Origin of the sequence: Flavobacterium sp. PMTSA4, assembly GCF_032098525.1 — a bacterium.
Classification (GTDB): domain Bacteria; phylum Bacteroidota; class Bacteroidia; order Flavobacteriales; family Flavobacteriaceae; genus Flavobacterium; species Flavobacterium capsici.
The window spans coordinates 1801676-1822753 of sequence record NZ_CP134890.1 but is presented as its reverse complement, the minus strand read 5'-3'; the positions used below and the strand labels follow the sequence as shown (position 1 = coordinate 1822753).

The following is a 21078-nucleotide window of genomic DNA, read 5'->3' as shown; positions in this document are numbered from 1 at the left end:
TTTGGGAACTTTTTAACGAATTAACTTTTATGGGAGCGACAGTTACTACTGCAAATACAGCTGAAAACACTTGGGGTGGAGGAAACGAGCCAATGGGTGCAAGCTATGGTAAATTAATGATGTGGTTTTTCATCGTATCAGATGCTTTAACATTCTCAGGATTCCTTGCTGCTTACGGTTTTTCACGATTTAAATTTATTGATAATTGGCCAATCGCCGATGAAGTGTTTACCCACTTTCCGTTCATGCATGGTGTAGATGCACCAATGTACTACGTGGCATTAATGACATTTATTCTTATTTTCTCTTCGGTAACAATGGTTTTAGCCGTTGATGCAGGACACCAAATGAAGCAAAAAAAGGTAGCTTTTTACATGCTTTTAACCATTATTGGAGGTTTAATTTTCGTTGGTTCTCAAGCATGGGAATGGAAAAACTTCATCAGTGGTGAATTTGGAGCTGTTGAAACAAAAGGTGGTAGCATCATTCAATTCGTAAACAAAGAAGGCGAAAGAGTAAAACTTGAAGATTTTGCAGTTGTTTTACCTGAAGAAAGAGAACAGTTATCAAGAAGTAAAGGAAAATGGTTCATGAGTGAAGCTTCTTTGCCAACCTATTCGGTTGCAGAAGTACAAGCAGGTTTCAAAGCGCATCCAGAAATATTAGTTAGAACTGAAAAAATTTATAGAGATACTAAAGAAGATCAAGCAAACAAAGATTTGCAACCTGGTCTGAATCATAACAAGAAAAGAGAAATCTTAACCAGAGAAGCATCTCAAAAATTAGTAGACAACAGTCATTTAGTTGTTGAAGGTGCAAACTTAACTAGAAACGAATATGGAAGTAAATTATTTGCAGATTTCTTCTTCTTCATTACTGGTTTCCACGGTTTCCACGTATTTTCAGGAGTAATCATCAACATCATTATTTTCTTCAATGTTCTTTTAGGAACTTATGAAAAAAGAAGAACTTACGAAATGGTTGAAAAAGTTGGACTTTATTGGCACTTTGTCGATTTAGTTTGGGTATTCGTATTTACATTCTTCTATTTAGTTTAATCAGTAACAATAAACATTTATATGTCACACGATACACACGCACACGAATCAAATACCAAAAAAATCTGGTACGTATTTGGAATTCTTTCTGTTGTAACTATAGTTGAGGTTTATCTAGGGATTATCAGACCTGAATTTTTAGTAATGAAAGATTTCATTAGTATGAATTTATTAAACTGGGTTTTCATCATACTAACGCTTTATAAAGCTTATAAAATTACATGGGTTTTCATGCACATGGAAGGCGAAACAGCTAGTTTACGTTGGGCTGTTGTTGGAACAGTAATTTTCCTTGTATTGTATTTATTATTTATACTTTTAGCGGAAGCAACTTACATTCATGACATCTTTAGAGATTCAACAATAAAATGGAATTTTTAACACGATATTAATTCAAAAAAAGGGTACGCATTGCGTACCTTTTTTTATTTTTGTACTACCAATTTTTTAATTGAAATGAAAAAAAATGCCGTTCTAATTATACTTTTTATTTTACCACTGGTAGTCTATTTATTCTTTGCTACAGGTGTCAATAGTTTTATAAAACTTCCCATTGTTACTCCAAAAATTGAAGACATAAATCCAAATTGGAAATCACTCAATGGAGAAAAAGTAACTTTAGATAAAAAGATTTCTATTCTAGGATTTTCAGGCTCAAACATCATGGAAAACAGAGGGAACTATTTTCTGTTAACGCAAAAGATTTACGAAAGAAACCATACTTTCAAAGACTTTCAAGTTGTTTTCATAGCTCCAGATGGAACACAAGAAGATGTAAAAATTATTCTTGACCGATTAAGCAAACTTTCAAACACTTCAGGATTTCATTTTGTTTTTGCGTCTACCGAAGAAATAGATGCCTATTTTAAGCAAATGAAACTTTTAGGTAATTTGGATGAAAACCATGGAACAAACTTGGTTTATATAATAGATAAAGAACGCAATCTACGTGGTAGAAAAGGAAAAAGTGTTCAAGGAAAACCAGAATACAAAGAAGGTTACAACATCAACTCATCAGCTGAACTTCACAACGAAATGACCGATGATGTAAAAATAATTTTAGCAGAATACCGTTTGGCTCTAAAGAAAAACAATCGTAAAGATGAATTCAGAGACAAGATAACGGAACAAATAGAAAAAAATTAATTGCAATGAAAAGCAAATCATACATAGGAATTTCATTGGTCATTTTAGTTTTTGGGATTATTTTCATTCCCAAAATTATCGACCGTGTAAAAAACGGAACCGTTGTTCAAGGCGATAGGATAGATGCCGTTTCCAATCATAAAAATCAAAATATCGAAACTGGTTTAGTAACAATCGGTCCAGAACCATCATTTTCATTAACCAATCAAAATGATAAAACTGTTACTAACAAAGATTATAACGGCAAAGTACATGTAGTTGAATTTTTCTTTTCAACCTGTCCAACCATTTGCCCAATCATGAATAAAAACATGATGGTTATTGAAAAAGAATTTCCAGGCAATCCAAACTTTGGAATTGCATCCATTACTATCAATCCTGAGAATGACACACCAAAAGTTCTAAAAGAACATGCCGAAGCTTTAGGTGTAACATCTTCAAACTGGAATTTCTTAACCGGAAATCAAGACTACATTCTTAACTTAGCCACAAAAGGATTCAACCTTTATGCAGGTCAAAACAGCAATGTAAATGGCGGTTTTGAACATTCAGGATATTTCGCTTTGGTTGATAAAAAAGGAAACATCAGAAGCCGAAAAGACGCCAACGGAAATCCAATAATCTATTACAACGGATTAGAAAACGATGACATCAAGGCAATCATAAAAGACATTAAAATTTTATTAAATGAGTAATAACGCCATAGAACAAAAGTTCAACAAACTAATAATTGTTGTATCTATTGCCATTCCATTAGTGGTAGCAATTTTGTTTAGTATAAAATTAAAAGATTTCGGAATTCAAGTCGAACCACTTTCTTTTCTTCCTCCAATTTACGCAGGAATAAATGCACTAACAGCAATTTTACTCCTAGTAGGAGTCGATGCAATTGTTCACGGAAAAAAAGAAAGACACCAAAAAATAATGACAACAGCAATCGCGTGTTCAGTATTATTTTTAGTAATGTATGTTGCCTATCATTTAACCGCCGATTCTACAAAATATGGCGATTTAGACCACGACGGAATTCTAGACGCTACCGAAAAAGCTAAAGTTGGCATGTGGCGCTTTTTCTATTACTTTATATTAATAAGTCACATTCTTTTATCAATCGTTATCATCCCAATGGTATTATTTACCTATGTTCGTGCCTTAGCAGAACGATTTGATAAACACAAAAAATTAGCCAAAATCACTTTCCCAATCTGGTTATATGTAGCCGTTACAGGAGTTATTGTCTACTTAATGATTTCGCCATATTATGCATAATTTAGAAAAAATAGAAAAGAAAAAAGAGCAAAGAAATTTGTTTGATAAGAAGATATTTTTCTTTCTTCTATTCTCTATTTTCTATTCTCTAAATGCTAATGCTCAATGCGCAATGTGTCGTGCTTCTCTTGAAAGCAATGGCGATACATCCCAAGCAGAAGCCGTAAACGACGGAATTGTTTACCTAATGGCAATTCCTTATATATTAGTAGCGGTAATAGGAATATTCATTTACAGAATGTACTACGCCAAGAAATAATTCAAATTAAAATTTTAACACTTTTTCTAAAACCCTTTAGAAGTTCATTTCAAGGCTTTAGCAATTCATTTCAAGGTTTTAGTAATTAGTTTCAACGCTTTAGCAGTTCATTTCAAACCTTTAGCAACTCATTTCAACGTTTTAGCAACTCATTTCAACGCTTTAGCAGTTCATTTCAAACCTTTAGCAACTAATTTCAATGCTTTAGCAATTAGTTTCAACGCTTTAGCAGTTCATTTCAATGCTTTAGCAGTTCATTTCAACGTTTTAGCAACTAATTTCAATGCTTTAGCAGTTCATTTCAACGTTTTAGAAATGCATTTTTAGATAATAAACATTAAAAACTAATCCATACCATCAATTTTCACCTTCATTTTACCCGTAGTCTTCAAAAAAGCAATGATGGCTTTATTGGTAATTTCTACTCTATCAAATTCAAAATCATTCATCGTACCATTAACAAAAACACCTTTCATTGGCGAATAATTATTCAAATAAGGCAACATACTTTTCTTTCCTTCCTCAAGATTTGGTTTTATAGAATATCGACAACTCTCCTGAATTTTTCTCAAAATCATGCCTTGCAAAAGCCAGTTGGCGGTTTTAGTCAATAAACCTTTTGTTTGCAAAACATAATCCATATTTTCAAAATAAATCTCATGTGTTTCAGGATTATATTTAGGAATTCCAGCCAAATAAATCGTTCCATTCAAACTTCCGCTCATCAATAACTGAATAATAATCTTCCCGTCTTTTTGCCAAAGATTCACCTCATTTACCACTATTTTTCTTTTTCCAGAAACAAATTCTTGTCCTCTAAAGTTTTTGCTAATAATTCTTGAAGCACTTTCATAGGTAGAAATAGCCGCAATATTTGCGGTAATCTTATCAGGAACTTTAGTGACAGGTTTGAAAGCAATAGCTTTTCTATCAAAAATATTTTTTGGCTCTTGACCAACCATTGTCAGCATGTTACACTTCAAACCCAAGTCCATAGCAACTTTAGTTTTATCCAAATTAGCATCGGTAACATAAACCTCAATTGGTTCCAGCCTGAACCATGTTTGATACAAATCACTAGTAACAAAAGGAGTACTCATTTTTTCTAAAACATCCAAAACCATTGGTTTAAAATCTGGTAAATCATTAATTGCATCATCAATCATTTTAGAAATCTTCGATTTCGATAACGACATCATCGGATTTATAATATACGTTATCGGAACATTTTTTCCCGCAACAACTATCGTTGGACTTTCACTCCAAACATAGTCTTCAATTTTAGAATTAGTAGTCAATTTAAAGTTACTCATTCTTGTATCACTCAATAGCGTGATAGTTCCATTTAAATTCACTTCTTTGGTGTCATTCAACCCCATAAAATCAGTTCCGTATCTAAATTTAGCCCAAACTTTCAGAGGTAAAACCGTTTGAATCTTTCCGTTTTTTTCCGTGATTTTTATATCAGCAGTTTTCCAGATTTTCAATGCCTGCTTATCATCTTTCATATCATTATCTTCATAAATCAATCCAGACATTTTTTTGTTCAATTGTTTTTCAATCTCTTTCAAAGAAATTTCCAAAGGCATACTAACAAAAGAAGTTGAAGATTTATAAACCATTGGCGAATCATCCGAAGGCATTGGCTTTAAAGCTTCAATTTTATTGGTAGTTCCACAACTAGAAATCAATATTGAAGCAATAACAACAGAGAAAAATGTTCTAATAAATGACATAAAAAAAATGAAATTATTTTGTAAAAATAGAGGTAAAATAGAAATAATGTGTAACAAATTGAAAAAACTAAAGTCTAAGTGATAAGACAATGCTATTTTTCAAGTTATTCAAAAGTTATATCTTTGTTTACTTAATAATAGTAGAATTATTTACTGTTAATTATGAAAATCATCACAAGTAAAATTTTATTCTTTTTCTCGTTTCTTTTCGTTAGCATTTCCATCAATGCACAACAAAAAAAATGGACACTTGAAGAATGTATTGCTTATGCTTTAGAAAATAATATTTCTATTCAACAATCAGAATTAGATTTAAAAGTTTCAGATGTTGAAAAGCTAGAAGCCATCGGTAATTTTCTACCAGGTCTTTCAGGAACTGCAAATTATGGAATTAATACCGGAGCAAACATTAACCCAACTACAAACCAGTTTGAAAACCAATCCTTTCGTTCTGCTTCAGCAAACATCAATTCTGGGATCAATATTTTTAATGGATTAGTAAACTGGAAAACGCTTCAAAGAACAAAACTTAATAAAATAGCTAATGAATATCGTTTAGGGAAAATGAAAGACGATATCATGCTTAGCATTGCAAATTCTTATTTGCAAATTTTATTCAATAAAGAGCAAATAAAAGTATTAGAAAATCAAAATAAAGTTACCAAAGAAAACATCCAAAGAACAAAACAATTAATTGATGCAGGAACACTTCCAGCTGGAGATATTTATGAACTTCAAGCTACTGATGCTTCACAAGAGCAACAAATTGTAAATGCTCAAAATACTTTGTTGATATCAAAATTGGGTTTAGCACAAACACTTTTATTAAAAGACTATGCTAATTTTGATATAGCTGTTGATGATATGGATGTGCCACAGACAGAAATATTATTTCAATCACCTGAAGCAATTGCTCAAAAAGCAAAAGATGTTGTAAAGGATATCAAAATTGCATCTTCTAACTATGAAGTCGCTAAAAAAGATGTAACTATTGCTAGATCTGGATACATGCCTACACTTTCTGGATTTGTAGGTTATAATACACGTTGGTCACAGAGTATTCCAATAGGTTTTGTTGACCAGTTATCTATTTTTGATGGAACTAATGTTGGGTTGCAACTTAATGTGCCAATTTTAAATGGTTTTTCAACTCGAGGAAGAGTTCAACGTAGTAAAATAAATGAACAACGTTCTAAACTATTATTAGACCAAGCAGAATTAGATTTAGAGCGAACCGTTTTTCAAGCCTATAACGATGTTTTAAATGCTCAAAAAAGCTATGAAGCAGCGTTAAAAACTGCAGAAGCAAGAAAGTTGGCTCAAAATTTTTCAAAGGAACGTTTTGATGTTGGACTTTTAAATTCATTCGATTACAGTCAAGCTATGTTAACCTATGAAAATGCACAATCAGAAGTATTAAGAACAAAATACGATTATATTTTTAGAATAAAATTATTAGAGTTTTATTTCGGAATCCCAATCATTAAATAATAAATTATGTCAAAGAAAAAAATATATTGGATAGTTGGAACAGTTATAGTTTTATTAGGTGTTTTAGCTTTATTAAAAAAAAACGGAGTAATAGGTTCTAATGACGATGCTGTTGAGGTAGAATCGGCAACAGTTAATGAAATAACCATAATTGAAACCGTTTCAGCTACTGGAAAAATCCAACCAGAAACCGAAGTAAAAATTTCTTCAGAAGTTTCGGGAGAAATTATTGCGTTACCAATTAAAGAAGGACAAGTAGTTAAAAAAGGAGATTTATTGGTAAAAATAAATCCAGATTTATATGTTTCAGGTTATAACAGAACGGTTTCTAATCTTTCGGGAACCAAAGCGAGTTTGAGTCAAGCGGATGCATCTTTTAAAGAAGCTAAAGCGAGTTATGATAGAAGTCAAGCACTTTATAACAAGGGAATTATTTCAAAATCAGATTGGGATAAAGCAGTTGCTGCATTTGAAGTTGCAAAAGCAACCAAAGAATCAGCTTATTTTAATGTTCAAAGTGCCAATGCAACGGTTAAAGAAGCCAAAGATAACTTGGGCAGAACAACAATTTATTCACCAGCAGATGGAACCATTTCATCTCTAGGGGTAGAACTTGGAGAAAGAGTTTTAGGAACACAGCAAATGACAGGAACTGAACTTTTGCGTGTAGCCGATTTAAATAATATGGAAGTAGAAGTTGATGTAAACGAAAATGATATTGTAAAAGTATCTATTGGCGATAGCACAAAAATTCAAGTTGATGCTTATTTGAAAAAAGAATTTAAAGGAATTGTAACCAGTATTTCAAATTCTGCAAGTTCTACAACAACTGCTGACCAAGTAACAAATTTTAAAGTTAAAATCAGAATTCTTAAAGAATCATACCAAGACTTACTAGAAGGAAAACCTGCAACTTATTCACCTTTCAGACCAGGAATGACAGCAACTGTTGATATTATCACGAAACGCAAAGAAAAAGTTTTGGGTGTGCCAATTAGTTCTGTTGTTGTAAAATCGGATACTACTGCTACTAAAAAATATGAAGTAAAAGACGAATCTGAAAACAATAAAATTAAATCTAAAAGCGATCAAAAATTTGAATGTGTCTTTGTTAAAAATGCTGATAAAGCTCAAATTAGAGTGATTAAAACTGGAATTCAAGACGATACTAACATTGAAGTTGTATCAGGATTACAAAAAGGCGATGTTGTAATTACTGGTCCATATACTACAGTAACTAAGGACTTGAATTCAGGTGATAAAGTAAAGGCAAAAAAAGATTCTCCACAGACAGGAAAAGATAAAAAATAATGTCTTTAATACTCAATATCGAAACCGCAACAAAGAATTGCTCTGTATCATTAGCAAAAGATGGAATCACCATTTTAGCTAAAGAAATAGCTGAACAAGGTTATTCGCATGCTGAGAAATTACATGTTTTTATTGAAGAAGTTTTAAAAGAAACCAATACTAATTTTCAAGAGTTAAAAGCAGTTGCTGTGAGCAAAGGCCCAGGTTCTTATACCGGTTTGCGTATTGGAGTTTCTGCAGCAAAAGGAATATGTTATGCATTAAATATCCCTTTAATTTCTGTTGATACGTTGCAAGTTTTAGCTCGAAAAGTAAATATAGAAGAAGGAATTATCATTCCAATGCTTGATGCCAGAAGGATGGAAGTTTATAGCGCAGTTTTCGATAAAAATCACACTAGAATGATGGAAGTTCAAGCTGAAGTTTTATCGTCTGAAAGTTATTCTGAAATTGAAGAAAAGGCATATTTCATCGGTGATTGTCAAGAGAAATGTAAAACGGTTCTAACCAAAGATAATTTTCATTTTTTAGAAAATATTATTTTCCCTTCAGCAAATGAAATGAGTATTTTAAGTTTTCAGAAATTTAATAATCAGGAATTTGAAGATGTTGCTTATTTTGAGCCTTTTTATTTGAAGGAATTTATGCTGAATGCGAAAAAGTAGTTTACTTTCTTACAACCGAAGCTTCTCGAACATATGGTTGAACCACAATTCCAGCTTTTTCAAATGCTTCTTTGCATTCTTCTAACACATCCGACGACATTTGGAAAAAATCTTCTAATGTAGCCCAAGGTCTAACGGCCAATTGTACAGAAGAATCGGTCAGGTTTTTTACTATTACTGTTGGCTCAGGATTTTTAAGCACGGTTGGATTGTTTTGCATCACAGTCATTAAAATCTCTTTTGCAGTTTTAATATTCGTATCGTGTGAAACTGAAAAAACCAAATCAGCTCTACGATTTCCTTCCATAGAGTAATTAATTATTGTCCCATTTGATAGAATACCATTGGGCACAAAAATAGTTTGGTTATTAGCATTAGTTAGTTTGGTTACAAAAATTTGAATTTCTCTAACAGTTCCTGTGACGCCTTGCGCTTCAATAGTATGGCCAACCCTGAATGGTTTGAACATAATTATTAACATACCACCTGCAAAATTAGACAATGAACCTTGCAATGATAAACCAACTGCTAAACCAGCAGCACCAAGTATTGCCACAAATGAGGAAGTTTCAATGCCTAATTTTGAAATAAAAGTCACAAACAATAAAATACGCATTGCCCAAAGAAAAATATCTTCCAAAAATTGAGTTAGTGTTGGGTCAAAACCTCTTTTTTGCATCAATTTCCGAATCATTCTGTTGATAAATTTAATAGCATAAAGTCCAACAATCAGAATTAATAGTGCAGAAATTAATTTTGGAGAATAATCAATTAAAGAGGTTGTTATTTTGTGTAAATAATTTTCAAATGATGATATGGTTTCTTTTTCGTTCATATTTTTCGTTTAAAAAAAATCCCGAAAATTCGGGATGATTTTAGTACTACAAAGATATAATTTTAAAAATTAATCGGCATTTTCATCCGAAGGTTTAACAATATCTTCAGTTTTTGTTCTTATTTCTTCTGCATCTTCTGAAGCATCATTCATAAAAGAACTTACTTTTTCTTTTACATTCTCTACTGAGCTTTCAACAAAATCTTCAGCTTTATCTGCAAATTCACTAGTTTTCTCTTTAACGGTTTCCATTGCATTTTCAAGAGTTTCTTTTGCTTGCGGAATGTATTCTTCAATTTTTTCTTTAGCCGATTCTGCAAAATCTTCTACTTTGTCAATAATTGGCGCTGCTGTTTCTTTTGCTTTCTCAATAGTTTCACCAGCCAAATCTTCTGCTTTGTCTGCAAATTCACTAACTTTTTCTTTAGATGAACCAAACAAGTTTTTAAAAAATCCTCCAATTCCCATAATATTATTTTTAATAGTTACTATACACAAGTTTACGAAAAAAATCTAGCTTATTTTTAATTGAGTTATTATTTCTTCGATATTATTTGTTGGTTGTTGACACGATTTGTTTTGACACAAATAAAAAAGAGTTTTGTTTTCTATAAATCGATTTTTTAAAAACGGCAAATTAGATTCCTTTTCACTTCCTGCAACAATATAGTTTGGAATGTAGTTTTGATTTATTTTGATTAATTCATTTGAAGCATTCTGACCGCAAATAGCAAGTTCTTTGTTTTGTTCTGAAAAATTAAGTAAAACATTCAGCCAATTAGAAAAAGCGGAAGGATAATCAATCGTTGGAATAATATTTTGGAGCATTTTAACAGCAGTTTTTTCGTAATAACTGTTTTCAAAATAAATGCTCATTTTAAAAAGTACGTTTGCCATAGTTGAATTAGCTGCCGGAATAACATTGTCTTCCACTTCAAAATGAGATGTGATTAATTCGGAATCTGACTTTGAAGTGAAAGCAAAAAACTGTTGGTTTTCATCATAAAATTGATCAAAGCAATAATCTACTAATTGTTTGGTATTTTGCAACCATTTTTCTTCAAAAGTAACTTCGTAAAGAGCAATAAAAGCTTCCATCACATGAACATAATCTTCCAAATAAGCATTGATTTTGACTTTTTCGTTTTTGTAAGTTCTAAATAAATTTCCTTCGGAACTCCAAAGTTTTGTAGTGATAAAATTAGCGTTTTGAAGAGCAATTTCTAAGTATTTTCCATTTCCTAAAGCTTTATAAGCATCAACATAACCCTTTAACATCAAAGCATTCCAGGATGTAATGGATTTATCGTCTAATCTTGGTTTGTTTCTTTTTTCTCTTTTAGTGTAAAGTTTTTGTTCCCAATTTTTTTTCTTTTCAACTAATTCTTCTAATAAAATATTTTCTTTAAAAGCTAGTTCTTCTAACGACTGATTTTGAATCAAAACATAATTTTCATGTTCCCAAAAACCAAATTCATTGATGTTAAATACAACTGAAAATAATTCAAAATCATCGCCAATAATTTCTTGTAATTCTTGTTTTGTCCAAACATAAAATGCGCCTTCTTCGAGTTTGTTTTCATTGTTTAAACTATCAGCATCAAACGCAGAGTAAAAACTTCCTTCTGTTGTTAGCCATTCTTTTTCAACAAAATTCAATGTTTTTTCTATTACTTCTTTGTATAATTTATTGCCTGAAAGTTTGTATGCATTAGCATAAAGAGAAACCAATTGACCGTTGTCATAAAGCATTTTTTCAAAATGAGGAACATGCCATTTCATATCGACAGAATAACGGGAAAATCCTCCATTAATGGTGTCAAACAAACCACCAAAAGACATTCGGGTTAATGTTAAATCAACAAATTCTAATAATTTTTTATTTTGAGTTTGATAACCATAGCGAAGCAGAAATTCATAATTGGTTGGCATCATAAATTTTGGAGCTCTTGCCATTCCACCAAATTCCCAATCGAAACTTTTTTGCCATTTTTCAATTAAAGTTTCCAGAATTTCAAAGTCAAACGCTGTTTCTTCGGAATTGATTGGAATTATGCTTAGCGATTTTAATCCTTCATGCAATTTTTCGGCATATTCAAAAATAGTTTCGGGATTGTTACTATATAATTCCCGTAGTTTTTCGAGTGTATTAATCCATTCGTTTTTTCTAAAATAAGTTCCGCCCCAAATTGGTCTTCCATCAGGTAAAGCAACTACATTCATTGGCCAACCGCCGCGACCAGTCATGATTTGAACAGCTTTCATATAAACGGCATCAATATCTGGACGTTCTTCTCGGTCTATTTTTATGTTAACGTAGTTTTTGTTCATTACTTCGGCAACTTCATCACTTTCAAAACTTTCGTGTTCCATAACGTGACACCAATGACAAGCAGAATAACCAATGCTAATGATGATTAATTTGTTTTCATCTTTGGCTAAAGCCAATGATTTATCATTCCAAGCTTTCCAATGAACCGGATTGTTGGCATGTTGTAATAAATATGGACTGGTTTCGGAATGTAATTCGTTCATTTTTGTTGTATAAAAAAACGCCCAAAAATGGACGTTTGTCATTTAGTTTTTTTGAAATTATTCGATTTCAAAAGTAATTTTTAAATTCATTCGATATTCAGCTACTTTTCCGTCTTTAACTGTTGCGCTTTGTTCTTGAACGTAAACTGAACGAATGTTTTTCAAGGATTTTGAAGCTTGTGTTACTGCTTTTTGTGTTGCATCTTCCCAACTGGTTGTTGAGCTTGATAATACTTCGATAACTTTTAATACTGCCATTTCATTCTAAATTTTATGTGAATCCTAAAATTACAAAAAAATGATGAAGTTATAAAGTTTTTTATCCGTTAATTGCTTCAACTACAAGTTCATTGTTGTTTAACATGCTTTTCAACATGTTTTCAATTCCATTTTTCAAAGTAAATGTTGATGATGGACAACCATTGCACGAACCTTGAAGAATTACTTTCACTTTTTTATCGTTTTCATCATATGAATCAAATAAAATGTTTCCGCCATCGGCAGCAACTGCTGGTTTTACATATTCTTCTAAAATGTTGATAATCTGTTGTGATGTAACATCAAGATTCTCAAAATTTTTAATTTCTTGTTTTTCTTGTTTAGAAGATTTTTCTATTAAATTTTCGTCAAGAATTGTGCCTCCATTTTCGATAAATTGTTTGATAAAAGTTCTTATTTCAAGAGTAATTTCATCCCAAGAATAGCTTTCGAATTTAGTAACTGAAATATAATTTTCGGTAATAAATAATTCCTTCACATAATGAAATTTAAATAACTCTTGAGCTAAAGGTGAAGCTTTTGCTTCGTCAATATTTTTAAATTCAACCGTTGATTTGGTGATTCCTTTATTGATAACAAATTTCAATGAAGCTGGATTAGGAGTTGTCTCTCCATAAACTGTGATTGGTTGCTTTTTGGCTTTATTTTCATCTTCAACAACTATTTTGCCACCATTTGAAACAAAATTTTCAATTTGTTCAGCAACATCTTCTTGAACATCTTTCCATTCCACGATGCTAAATCTTTCAATAGCAATAAAATTTCCAGAAATGTAAACTGTTTTTACAAATGGAAGATAAAAAAGTTGTTGCGCTAAAGGCGAATTTTTGGTTTCATCGATGTTTTTATATTCAAAACTCTCATTTTGAGTTATAAAATCTGGAAACTCAAACTTAATTATAGTTGGATTTTGTGTTTCTTTTATAGTGATTTTCATGTTTCTAGCTTATTTTTCTGCAAATTTAACAAAGTTATTTTCAATGATTAGTTATATTTGGGCTTTTAAATTTTTATTAACATAAATTTGACGGACTATCTGTCTTATTTCAATCATATAAAATGAAACGAAAATTACACCTACTTTCCCTTTTGTTTTTTGTAACTATTGGTTTTTCTCAACCAATTACTGTAAATACAACTACTTATACAGTTCCTCAATTGGTAACGGATGTATTATTTGGAAATGGTACGGCTGGTTCTGCATGTGTTGGAACAATAAGTAATATAACTTGGAGTACAGGAACTAATTTTGGGTCTACGAATGGTATTGGTTTTTTTCAAAATACAAATCCAAGTTTTCCTTTAAGTAATGGTGTTATTCTGAGTTCAGGTAATGTAATTAATGCTCCAGGACCAAATACAACAACTCAGAGTAATGGTACTTGGCCAGGTGATGCCCAATTGTTTAATTATATTCAAGGATTAGGAATTGACCCTGGTTTAACAAGTTATAATAATGCAACTGTATTAGAATTTGATTTTACTCCTTTGACAGACCAAATGAGTTTTGATTTTCTTTTTGCTTCTGAAGAGTATGGAACTTTTCAATGTGCTTATTCTGATGCTTTTGCTTTCTTTTTGACAGATTTAACAGCCGCAACACCACCAGTTAACCTAGCGCTAATTCCAAATACTAATACGCCTATATCCGTAGTAACTATTAGAGATAATACCAATAATGCTTCTTGTGGTTCTGCAAATCCGTCTTATTTCAATAATTTTAATGGAGGAGTTAATGCAGCTGCAGCTGCAACTAATTTTAATGGTGAAACTGTTTTAATGACTGCGAATTCTGCAGTTATTCCTGGTCATACCTATCATATAAGATTAGTTATTGCAGATAGAAATGATTCACTACTAGACTCAGCGGTGTTTTTAGGCGGAGGTAGTTTTAATATTGGAACACCAGAATTGGCTGGAATTGGCTATGAAAGTTTTCCAGATTTAACAATAGCTGATGGTACAGCATTATGTGGTTCTACGGAATTAACTATACAAGCGGGTGCAATTGCAATACCAGGAGTTACTTATGAATGGACTTTTAATACAGGAATTATTCCCAATGCCACTTCAAATTCATACAATGTTACTCAAAGTGGAGTATATGGTATTACAATTACTTATCCTGGAGGTTGTTCTCAAACAGATAGTATGACAGTTGAGTTTTATGATCCATTACCAATTGGTACTCCAAATGATTTGACTCAATGTGAATCTCCTTTTGATTTGACTCAAAATCAATCTATTATTTTAAATGGTCAATCCTATCCGATTTCATATTATCATTCTCTAGCTGATGCAGAAGTGCTTTCTAATCCAATAACTAATTTATCCAATTATCCAGGAGTTGATGGAGAACAAATTTTTGTTGCGGTTGAGGATGATTTGAATACAGGATGTATTACAACAACATCTTTTTATTTATATATTAATGATTCAGGATGTGCAACCCCAATCCCACCACCAGATTTAACTTTATGTGAGAACAGTATTGGCAGTGGCAATGCAACCTTTGATTTCACGCCACAGATTCCAATTATTTTGGGCACAAATAGCGCAAGTGATTATACCATATCCTTCCATACCTCACAGACAGGAGCAGATAACAATACAGGGATTATTTCACCATTTAATGCTTATTTAGGAACTGATGGACAAATAATTTACATTCGTTTTGTAGACAATTCATCAGGAGGTTCTAATACCACTGCATTCTTCACTTTGCATGTAAATCCTTTACCAAGTGCAACAATATCAGGAGCGACGAGTATTTGTTCAGGACAAACAGCAACAATAAGTTTTACAGGAACACCAAATGCAGTAATTAATTTCAGTGCAGGTTCAGTAACTTTAGATGCAGCAGGAACGGGTAGTTATACAACCCCAGCATTAACAGCTACTACCAATTATTCGTTAATCGATGTTACCAATCCAACAACAGGTTGTTCGAGTGCATACACAGATTCTGTAACAGTAACGGTATTACCATTACCAACAGCAACGATATCAGGAACAACAGCCGTTTGTGTTGGTGATCCTAGTCCATCAATTACCTTTACAGGTGCCAATTCAACAGCACCGTATACTTTTAATTATACGTTGAACACGGTAGCTCAAACCCCTGTTACTACAGCTGCTGGAAGCACCTATACACTACCAGTTTCTACAGCTACGGCAGGAACATTTACATATGAATTAGTAAACGTTTCAAGTTCAACCACACCGAGTTGTTCACAAAATCAAACGGGAACAGCGACAGTTACTGTAAATCCATTGCCAACGGCAGCAATTTCAGGAACCACAACAATATGTTCAGGAAACACAGCTACGATTACCTTTACAGGTACACCAAATGCGATAGTAACATACAATACTGTTGGACCACCATCGCCTATTACATTAGATGCAACAGGAAATGCAACGCTAACTACACCAGTATTAACATCGAGTGTAGCCTATAATCTGATAAGTGTTACCAATCCAACGACCAACTGTACACAATTGGTTGGAGGTTCGGCAGTAGTCACAGTAGTACCACTACCAACGGCTACGATATCGGGAACAACAACAGTATGTCAAGGAGCAGTGAGTCCGAATATCACCTTTACAGGAGCAAACGGAACAGCACCGTACACATTTACATATACCGACCCAGCTGGAGCTACACAGACTATTACAACTACTGCAGGAAATAGCATAACACTACCCGTTTCAACAGCAACACCAGGGATTTATCCATATCAATTGGTAAGTGTATCAAGTTCAACCACGCCAGCATGTTCACAGCCACAAACAGGCACAGCAACGGTAACGGTAAACCCAATGCCAACAGCTACAATAGCAGGAACACAAGCCGTATGTTTGAATTCTACACCAGATCCGCAAATTGTATTTACAGGAGCTAATGGAGTACAACCTTATACCTTTACGTATTTGGATGAAAATGGGACCACTCAAACCATTCAGTCTACAGGCGGTAATACAGCGGTAATCAATGTGCCAACTACTACAGCAGGTATATTCAACTATAATTTAGTGAGTGTGTCAAGCGCATCCACGCCAGCGTGTGCACAACCACAATCAGGTTCAGCAACAGTAACGGTAAACACCGCACCAGTAATCAACACACCAACAGCCTATGAAGTGTGTGATGATAACAACGATGGCTTTAGCTGTTTGTTTGATTTAACCACTAAAAATGCAGAGATAAGTACTGATCCGAATGTTGTTATTACGTATCATGAAACGTCAACCGATGCTACTACGGGAGCCAATCCGATAACTACATCAACTTATTGCAATATTGATCCAGGAACACAAACCTTGTATGTAAGAGCATACTTCGTGGGAACGTCAATGTGTTATTCAACCACGACATTACAGTTGATAGTACATCCTAGACCATTACCAAATCCTGTAATCACGGATTACGAGTTGTGTGATTACAACAATCCAGGCGATGGAGTAGAAGTATTTACGTTAAATACCAAAACTGTTGAGATTGCTAATGGACAAACAGGCGTAACAGTGACGTATTATCTAACCCAAGCCGATGCGATAGCACAGACAAATCCACTACCTAATAGTTATACTAATACAAGTAGTCCACAACAAATCTGGATTAACATCAGCAACAATACGACAGGTTGTAACTCGGTAGCCTCATTCAATTTAGTAGTGAACCCATTGCCAGCAACGGCAGTACCATTACCAATCTTTGAATGTAGTAACGGAGCAGTAACTACCGCTACGTTTGATTTAACGGTTAATGAAGGAGTGACTACAGCAGGCGCAACAGGAGTAATAGTAACGTATTATAATACGTTTGCCGATGCTAATGCACAACCGCCAACCAATGCTATTGCAACACCAACCACGTATTTAGGAAACGATAACGAAACCGTTTATATCCGAGTAGAATATACCGCAACAGGCTGTTACAGTATTACTACCCAATTACTAAGAGTAACCCAAGGACCAGTGGCCATTACACCACAACCATTACAGTATTGTGATCCAAACAATGATGGTTTTGGTACGTTTGATTTAGACAGTACCATCAATGAAATTGCAGGCGGAAGTTTACCAGCAGGCGTTACTGTTTCGTTCCACGAAACCCCAACCGATGCCTTGTTGGGAGCTAATCCTTTAGTAAGTCCATATGCAAATATTGACCCATGGACACAAACGATTTATGTAAAAGTATTCTATACCACCACAGGTTGTTCTAACTATGTCGAACTCCAATTAATAGTCAACCCAACGCCAGAAGCTACGGAGCCAGATGATTTACATTTATGTGATTATACGGGAGCAGTAGGTTATGAGCCTTTTAACCTGACACTAGTAATCCCACAAGTATTAGGAAGCATTGACCCATCAACACATACGGTAACGTTCTACACGAGTTTAGCAGATGCACAAACACCAAGTAATGCGATAACCAATGTGGCGAGTTACATTAATAGTGTAATCGACCAACAAACGATTTATGTACGAGTAGAAACTACGGCAACAGGATGTTTTGATATAGTAGACTTTGATATCATTGTTGATCCACTACCAAATTCGACACAGCCAAACTATCCGCAGTATTCGTTGTGTGACAACGACCAAAGTTTGATTGGTTATGAAGTGTTCGATTTACAAAGCCAAGTGGCTAATATACTGTTAGGCCAAACCGGTATGAGTGTACACTTCTATCCAAGTTTGACCGATGCACAAAATGATACCAATGAGATAACAAATCTGAGCTATCAAAATGCGATTATCTATGTTCAAACGTTAGGAATCCGTATTACCAATGATGCTACAGGATGTTACGTTATCTCAACGATGGACATCAGAGTAGAACCATTACCAACACCAATACCACCAACACAGCCATACACGGTTTGTGATGACGATCAGGATGGCTTTGCACAGTTTGATTTGAATACTTTGACAACAGATATTCTTCAAGGAGCAAATTACACGTTGACTTTCCATGAAACATTGACCAATGCACAAACAGGAGACAACCCATTACCGATGTTGTACACTAACATCAATCCGTTTGTACAAATCATCTATGTAAGAGCCGAAGACCCAACTACAGGATGCATAGGCATCACTACAGTAGAGTTGAATGTCAATCCAAGTCCAGAAGCCATTACAGGTTTACCAAACATAGAGATATGTGATACCGATAGCAATACGCAAAACGGACAAACGATAGTGAACTTAGCGCAACAAACTCCGTTAGTATTAGCACAACAACCACTACCAGCATCAGCGTATACAGTGACCTATTATACTTCACAAACATTGGCAGAACAAGGAAGCCTTCCGATCATGAATGTGACTAATTATACCAACACTACCAACCCACAAACTATTTGGGTTAGAGTAGAGAATATAGCAAGTAAGTGTTATAACATTGGTTCGTTCCAGATAATTGTTGGCACACCGTTAGTAGTAGCAACACCACAACCAATCAATGAGTGTGATGACGATGCCAATCCAAATGACCAACACACCAACTTTGATTTGACGGTACGACAAATCACTGCACTACCAGGTTATACGATAAACTACTATCCAAGTTTAGCTGAAGCACAAACAGGCACAAATCAAATCACTACACCAACCAACTATATCAATGTACCTGCAGCAGTACAAACCTTAGGAGTAGAGATTATCAGTCCACAAGGTTGTAAAAGCTATACGACGTTAAACATCAGAGTGTTGCCAATACCAACACCAAGAACCAATCCAGCGACTTTAGCCGCAGTATGTGAAAACGCCACAGGTTCAGGACAGGCAACAGTAGATTTAACGGCAACAGCAGCCTATATTGCTAATGGTGACCCGAATGTAGCTTTACATTACTTCTATACCCAATCGGATTTGGAGAACAATGTAAACGAGATACTAACACCAACGGCAGCCTTAGTAGGCGACCCAAGTATAGCAGGTACTACAATAAATCAAGTGCAGTACATTTATATAGCCGTATCAAGTACACAAAACTTTGATTACACCAGCAGACCATGTTATAAAATGGTAGAACAAGGCTTTATAATAAACCCACTACCAGTAGTTGACATCGTAGGCACAAACAACGAATACCAAGTATGTGAAGACGATGCAAGTGGTGTGAACGATGGCTTTGAAGTATTTGATTTAACCAGTCAGGTAGCCGACTTATTGGAAGGGAATACCACAACCCCAACGTCAAACTATAGTGTAGCCTTCTATTTAGATGCTGCAGCTACAACGCCAGTACCAAACCCAAGTGCTTACACCAACATTAGTAACCCACAACCTATCTATGTAGTAATCACTAACACTACCACAGGATGTACCAGTGATATCGGTACCTTCAACATTTTGGTAAACCCAAAACCTATAGTGGCAACACTATTAGATGACTTTGAGAGCTGTGATACCGATGGCGTAAACGATGGCATGATGTTCTATGACAACAACCCATTAGGATTAGGCGACTACATCGATGACATCTTAGGAGCTACCCAAGCACCAGCCGATTACATGGTAGAGTTCTACCTGAGTCAGGCGGATGCAGAGGCAGGCATTAGTGCCAATGCGATACAAAACCTGTCAACCTATCAAGTACAAACAGGAACCTATTGGATACGCGTAACCAATAACGCAACAGGATGTTACATCTTGGATGACTTTAATGTAGTGATAGAACAATTGGCCGAGCCATTAATCACTACCAATACCGGAAGCGCAATAGCGTGTGTGGATTGGAACACTACAGCTGTAAACAACAACCTGATACTAGACAGTAATGTAGCCAATGCGGCGAACTATACCTTTGAGTGGTATGCCGATGGAGTATTATTATCAGAAACAGGACCAACGTTAGCGGTAACCGATATTAGTGTAGACCAAGTAGTGTATAGTGTTATAGCAACAAGTATAACCCCAGCCAACTTAGGATGTGCATCAGAAGAAGTATTCTTCACGGTGGTACGTTCAGGACCGGCGGCTAACCTGACGTATACGGTAACCAATGCCTTTAGTGATACACAAATCATTACAGTGACAAACGATGGATATGGAATTTACCACTACAGTTTAGACGACGGACCAATCTTAGATAATGGAGGAATCTTCACCGATGTAACCTTAGGAGAACATACGGTATATGTATGGGATGTTAGAGATGTGAATGGCTACTCGTGTGGAGTACAAAGCATCAGTGGCGTACAAATCATTGATTATCCACATTACTTCACTCCAAATGGCGATGGCTTTAATGATACATGGAATATTGTTGGATTGAGTAGTCAAGTTAACGCAAAAATTTATATATTTGACCGCTATGGAAAATTATTGAAACAAATCAGTTCAACGAGTGCAGGATGGGATGGTACTTATAACGGTGCTTTACTGCCATCAGACGATTACTGGTTTACGGTAGATTTTATAGAGCAAAACACAACTAAACAGTTTAGAGCCCATTTCGCATTAAAAAGATAGA

The 21078-nt window shown here is 34.3% G+C and carries 16 protein-coding genes; 10 read left to right on the top strand and 6 right to left on the bottom strand.

The features are described from left to right. Positions 1–29: 29 nt before the first annotated feature. From RN605_RS08495 to RN605_RS08470, 6 genes are all read left to right on the top strand, one after another. Positions 30–1058, top strand: coding sequence for a cytochrome c oxidase subunit 3 (locus RN605_RS08495; protein WP_313324189.1), 1029 nt, complete (start codon positions 30–32; stop codon positions 1056–1058). Positions 1059–1079: 21 nt separating this feature from the next. Beyond that, positions 1080–1439, top strand: coding sequence for a cytochrome C oxidase subunit IV family protein (locus RN605_RS08490; protein ID WP_313324187.1), 360 nt, complete (start codon positions 1080–1082; stop codon positions 1437–1439). A 75-nt stretch (positions 1440–1514) separates the two neighbouring features. After that, positions 1515–2204 carry a hypothetical protein gene (locus RN605_RS08485; protein ID WP_313324185.1) on the top strand — a complete coding sequence of 230 codons (690 nt, stop codon included), beginning with the start codon at positions 1515–1517 and terminating at the stop codon, positions 2202–2204. Positions 2205–2209: 5 nt separating this feature from the next. Further along, on the top strand, positions 2210–2899 hold the full coding sequence (locus RN605_RS08480; protein ID WP_313324184.1) for an SCO family protein: 690 nt from the start codon (positions 2210–2212) through the stop codon (positions 2897–2899). Next, positions 2892–3473, top strand: a complete 582-nt coding sequence (locus RN605_RS08475; protein ID WP_313324182.1) for a DUF420 domain-containing protein — start codon at positions 2892–2894, stop codon at positions 3471–3473. Before RN605_RS08480 ends, RN605_RS08475 begins: the two co-directional genes overlap by 8 nt. Next, the gene (locus RN605_RS08470; RefSeq protein ID WP_313324181.1) at positions 3466–3732 is read left to right on the top strand and encodes a hypothetical protein; all 267 of its coding nucleotides are present in this window, start codon (positions 3466–3468) and stop codon (positions 3730–3732) included. Before RN605_RS08475 ends, RN605_RS08470 begins: the two co-directional genes overlap by 8 nt. Positions 3733–4076: 344 nt before the next feature. Here the strand turns inward: RN605_RS08470 and RN605_RS08465 are convergent, their stop codons facing one another. Next, a complete protein-coding gene (locus tag RN605_RS08465; RefSeq protein ID WP_313324179.1) occupies positions 4077–5468 on the bottom strand; it encodes a DUF4403 family protein in 1392 nt (463 codons plus the stop codon). 162 nt (positions 5469–5630) lie between these two features. Between RN605_RS08465 and RN605_RS08460 the strand changes: the two genes are divergently transcribed. From RN605_RS08460 to tsaB, 3 genes are read left to right on the top strand one after another with little or no spacing between them, the layout of a single operon-like run. Then, entirely contained in the window at positions 5631–6959 is a 1329-nt protein-coding gene (locus RN605_RS08460) for a TolC family protein (RefSeq protein ID WP_313324177.1), read from the top strand. A gap of 6 nt (positions 6960–6965) precedes the next feature. Continuing rightward, positions 6966–8270 (top strand): efflux RND transporter periplasmic adaptor subunit, encoded by a 1305-nt coding sequence (locus RN605_RS08455; RefSeq protein ID WP_313324175.1) that lies wholly within the window; start codon positions 6966–6968, stop codon positions 8268–8270. Continuing rightward, the gene (tsaB, locus tag RN605_RS08450) at positions 8270–8935 is read left to right on the top strand and encodes a tRNA (adenosine(37)-N6)-threonylcarbamoyltransferase complex dimerization subunit type 1 TsaB (protein ID WP_313324173.1); all 666 of its coding nucleotides are present in this window, start codon (positions 8270–8272) and stop codon (positions 8933–8935) included. Before RN605_RS08455 ends, tsaB begins: the two co-directional genes overlap by 1 nt. 1 nt (position 8936) lies before the next feature. Here the strand turns inward: tsaB and RN605_RS08445 are convergent, their stop codons facing one another. The 5 genes from RN605_RS08445 to RN605_RS08425 all read right to left on the bottom strand — a co-directional run bounded on the left by RN605_RS08445 (position 8937) and on the right by RN605_RS08425 (position 13521). After that, positions 8937–9770: a mechanosensitive ion channel family protein gene (locus RN605_RS08445; protein WP_313324172.1), complete on the bottom strand. Its 834-nt coding sequence runs from the start codon at positions 9768–9770 to the stop codon at positions 8937–8939. 69 nt (positions 9771–9839) lie between these two features. Further along, positions 9840–10238, bottom strand: coding sequence for a YtxH domain-containing protein (locus tag RN605_RS08440; RefSeq protein WP_313324170.1), 399 nt, complete (start codon positions 10236–10238; stop codon positions 9840–9842). 45 nt (positions 10239–10283) lie between these two features. Then, positions 10284–12305: a thioredoxin domain-containing protein gene (locus tag RN605_RS08435; RefSeq protein WP_313324168.1), complete on the bottom strand. Its 2022-nt coding sequence runs from the start codon at positions 12303–12305 to the stop codon at positions 10284–10286. 57 nt (positions 12306–12362) lie between these two features. Further along, a complete protein-coding gene (locus tag RN605_RS08430; protein ID WP_313324167.1) occupies positions 12363–12563 on the bottom strand; it encodes a dodecin family protein in 201 nt (66 codons plus the stop codon). A gap of 61 nt (positions 12564–12624) precedes the next feature. Then, on the bottom strand, positions 12625–13521 hold the full coding sequence (locus RN605_RS08425; RefSeq protein WP_313324165.1) for a NifU family protein: 897 nt from the start codon (positions 13519–13521) through the stop codon (positions 12625–12627). Between the two features lie 122 nt (positions 13522–13643). Here RN605_RS08425 and RN605_RS08420 point away from each other — a divergent pair, with 122 nt between their 5' ends. Then, a complete protein-coding gene (locus tag RN605_RS08420) occupies positions 13644–21077 on the top strand; it encodes a choice-of-anchor L domain-containing protein (RefSeq protein ID WP_313324164.1) in 7434 nt (2477 codons plus the stop codon). The last annotated feature ends 1 nt before the right edge of the window (position 21078 follow it).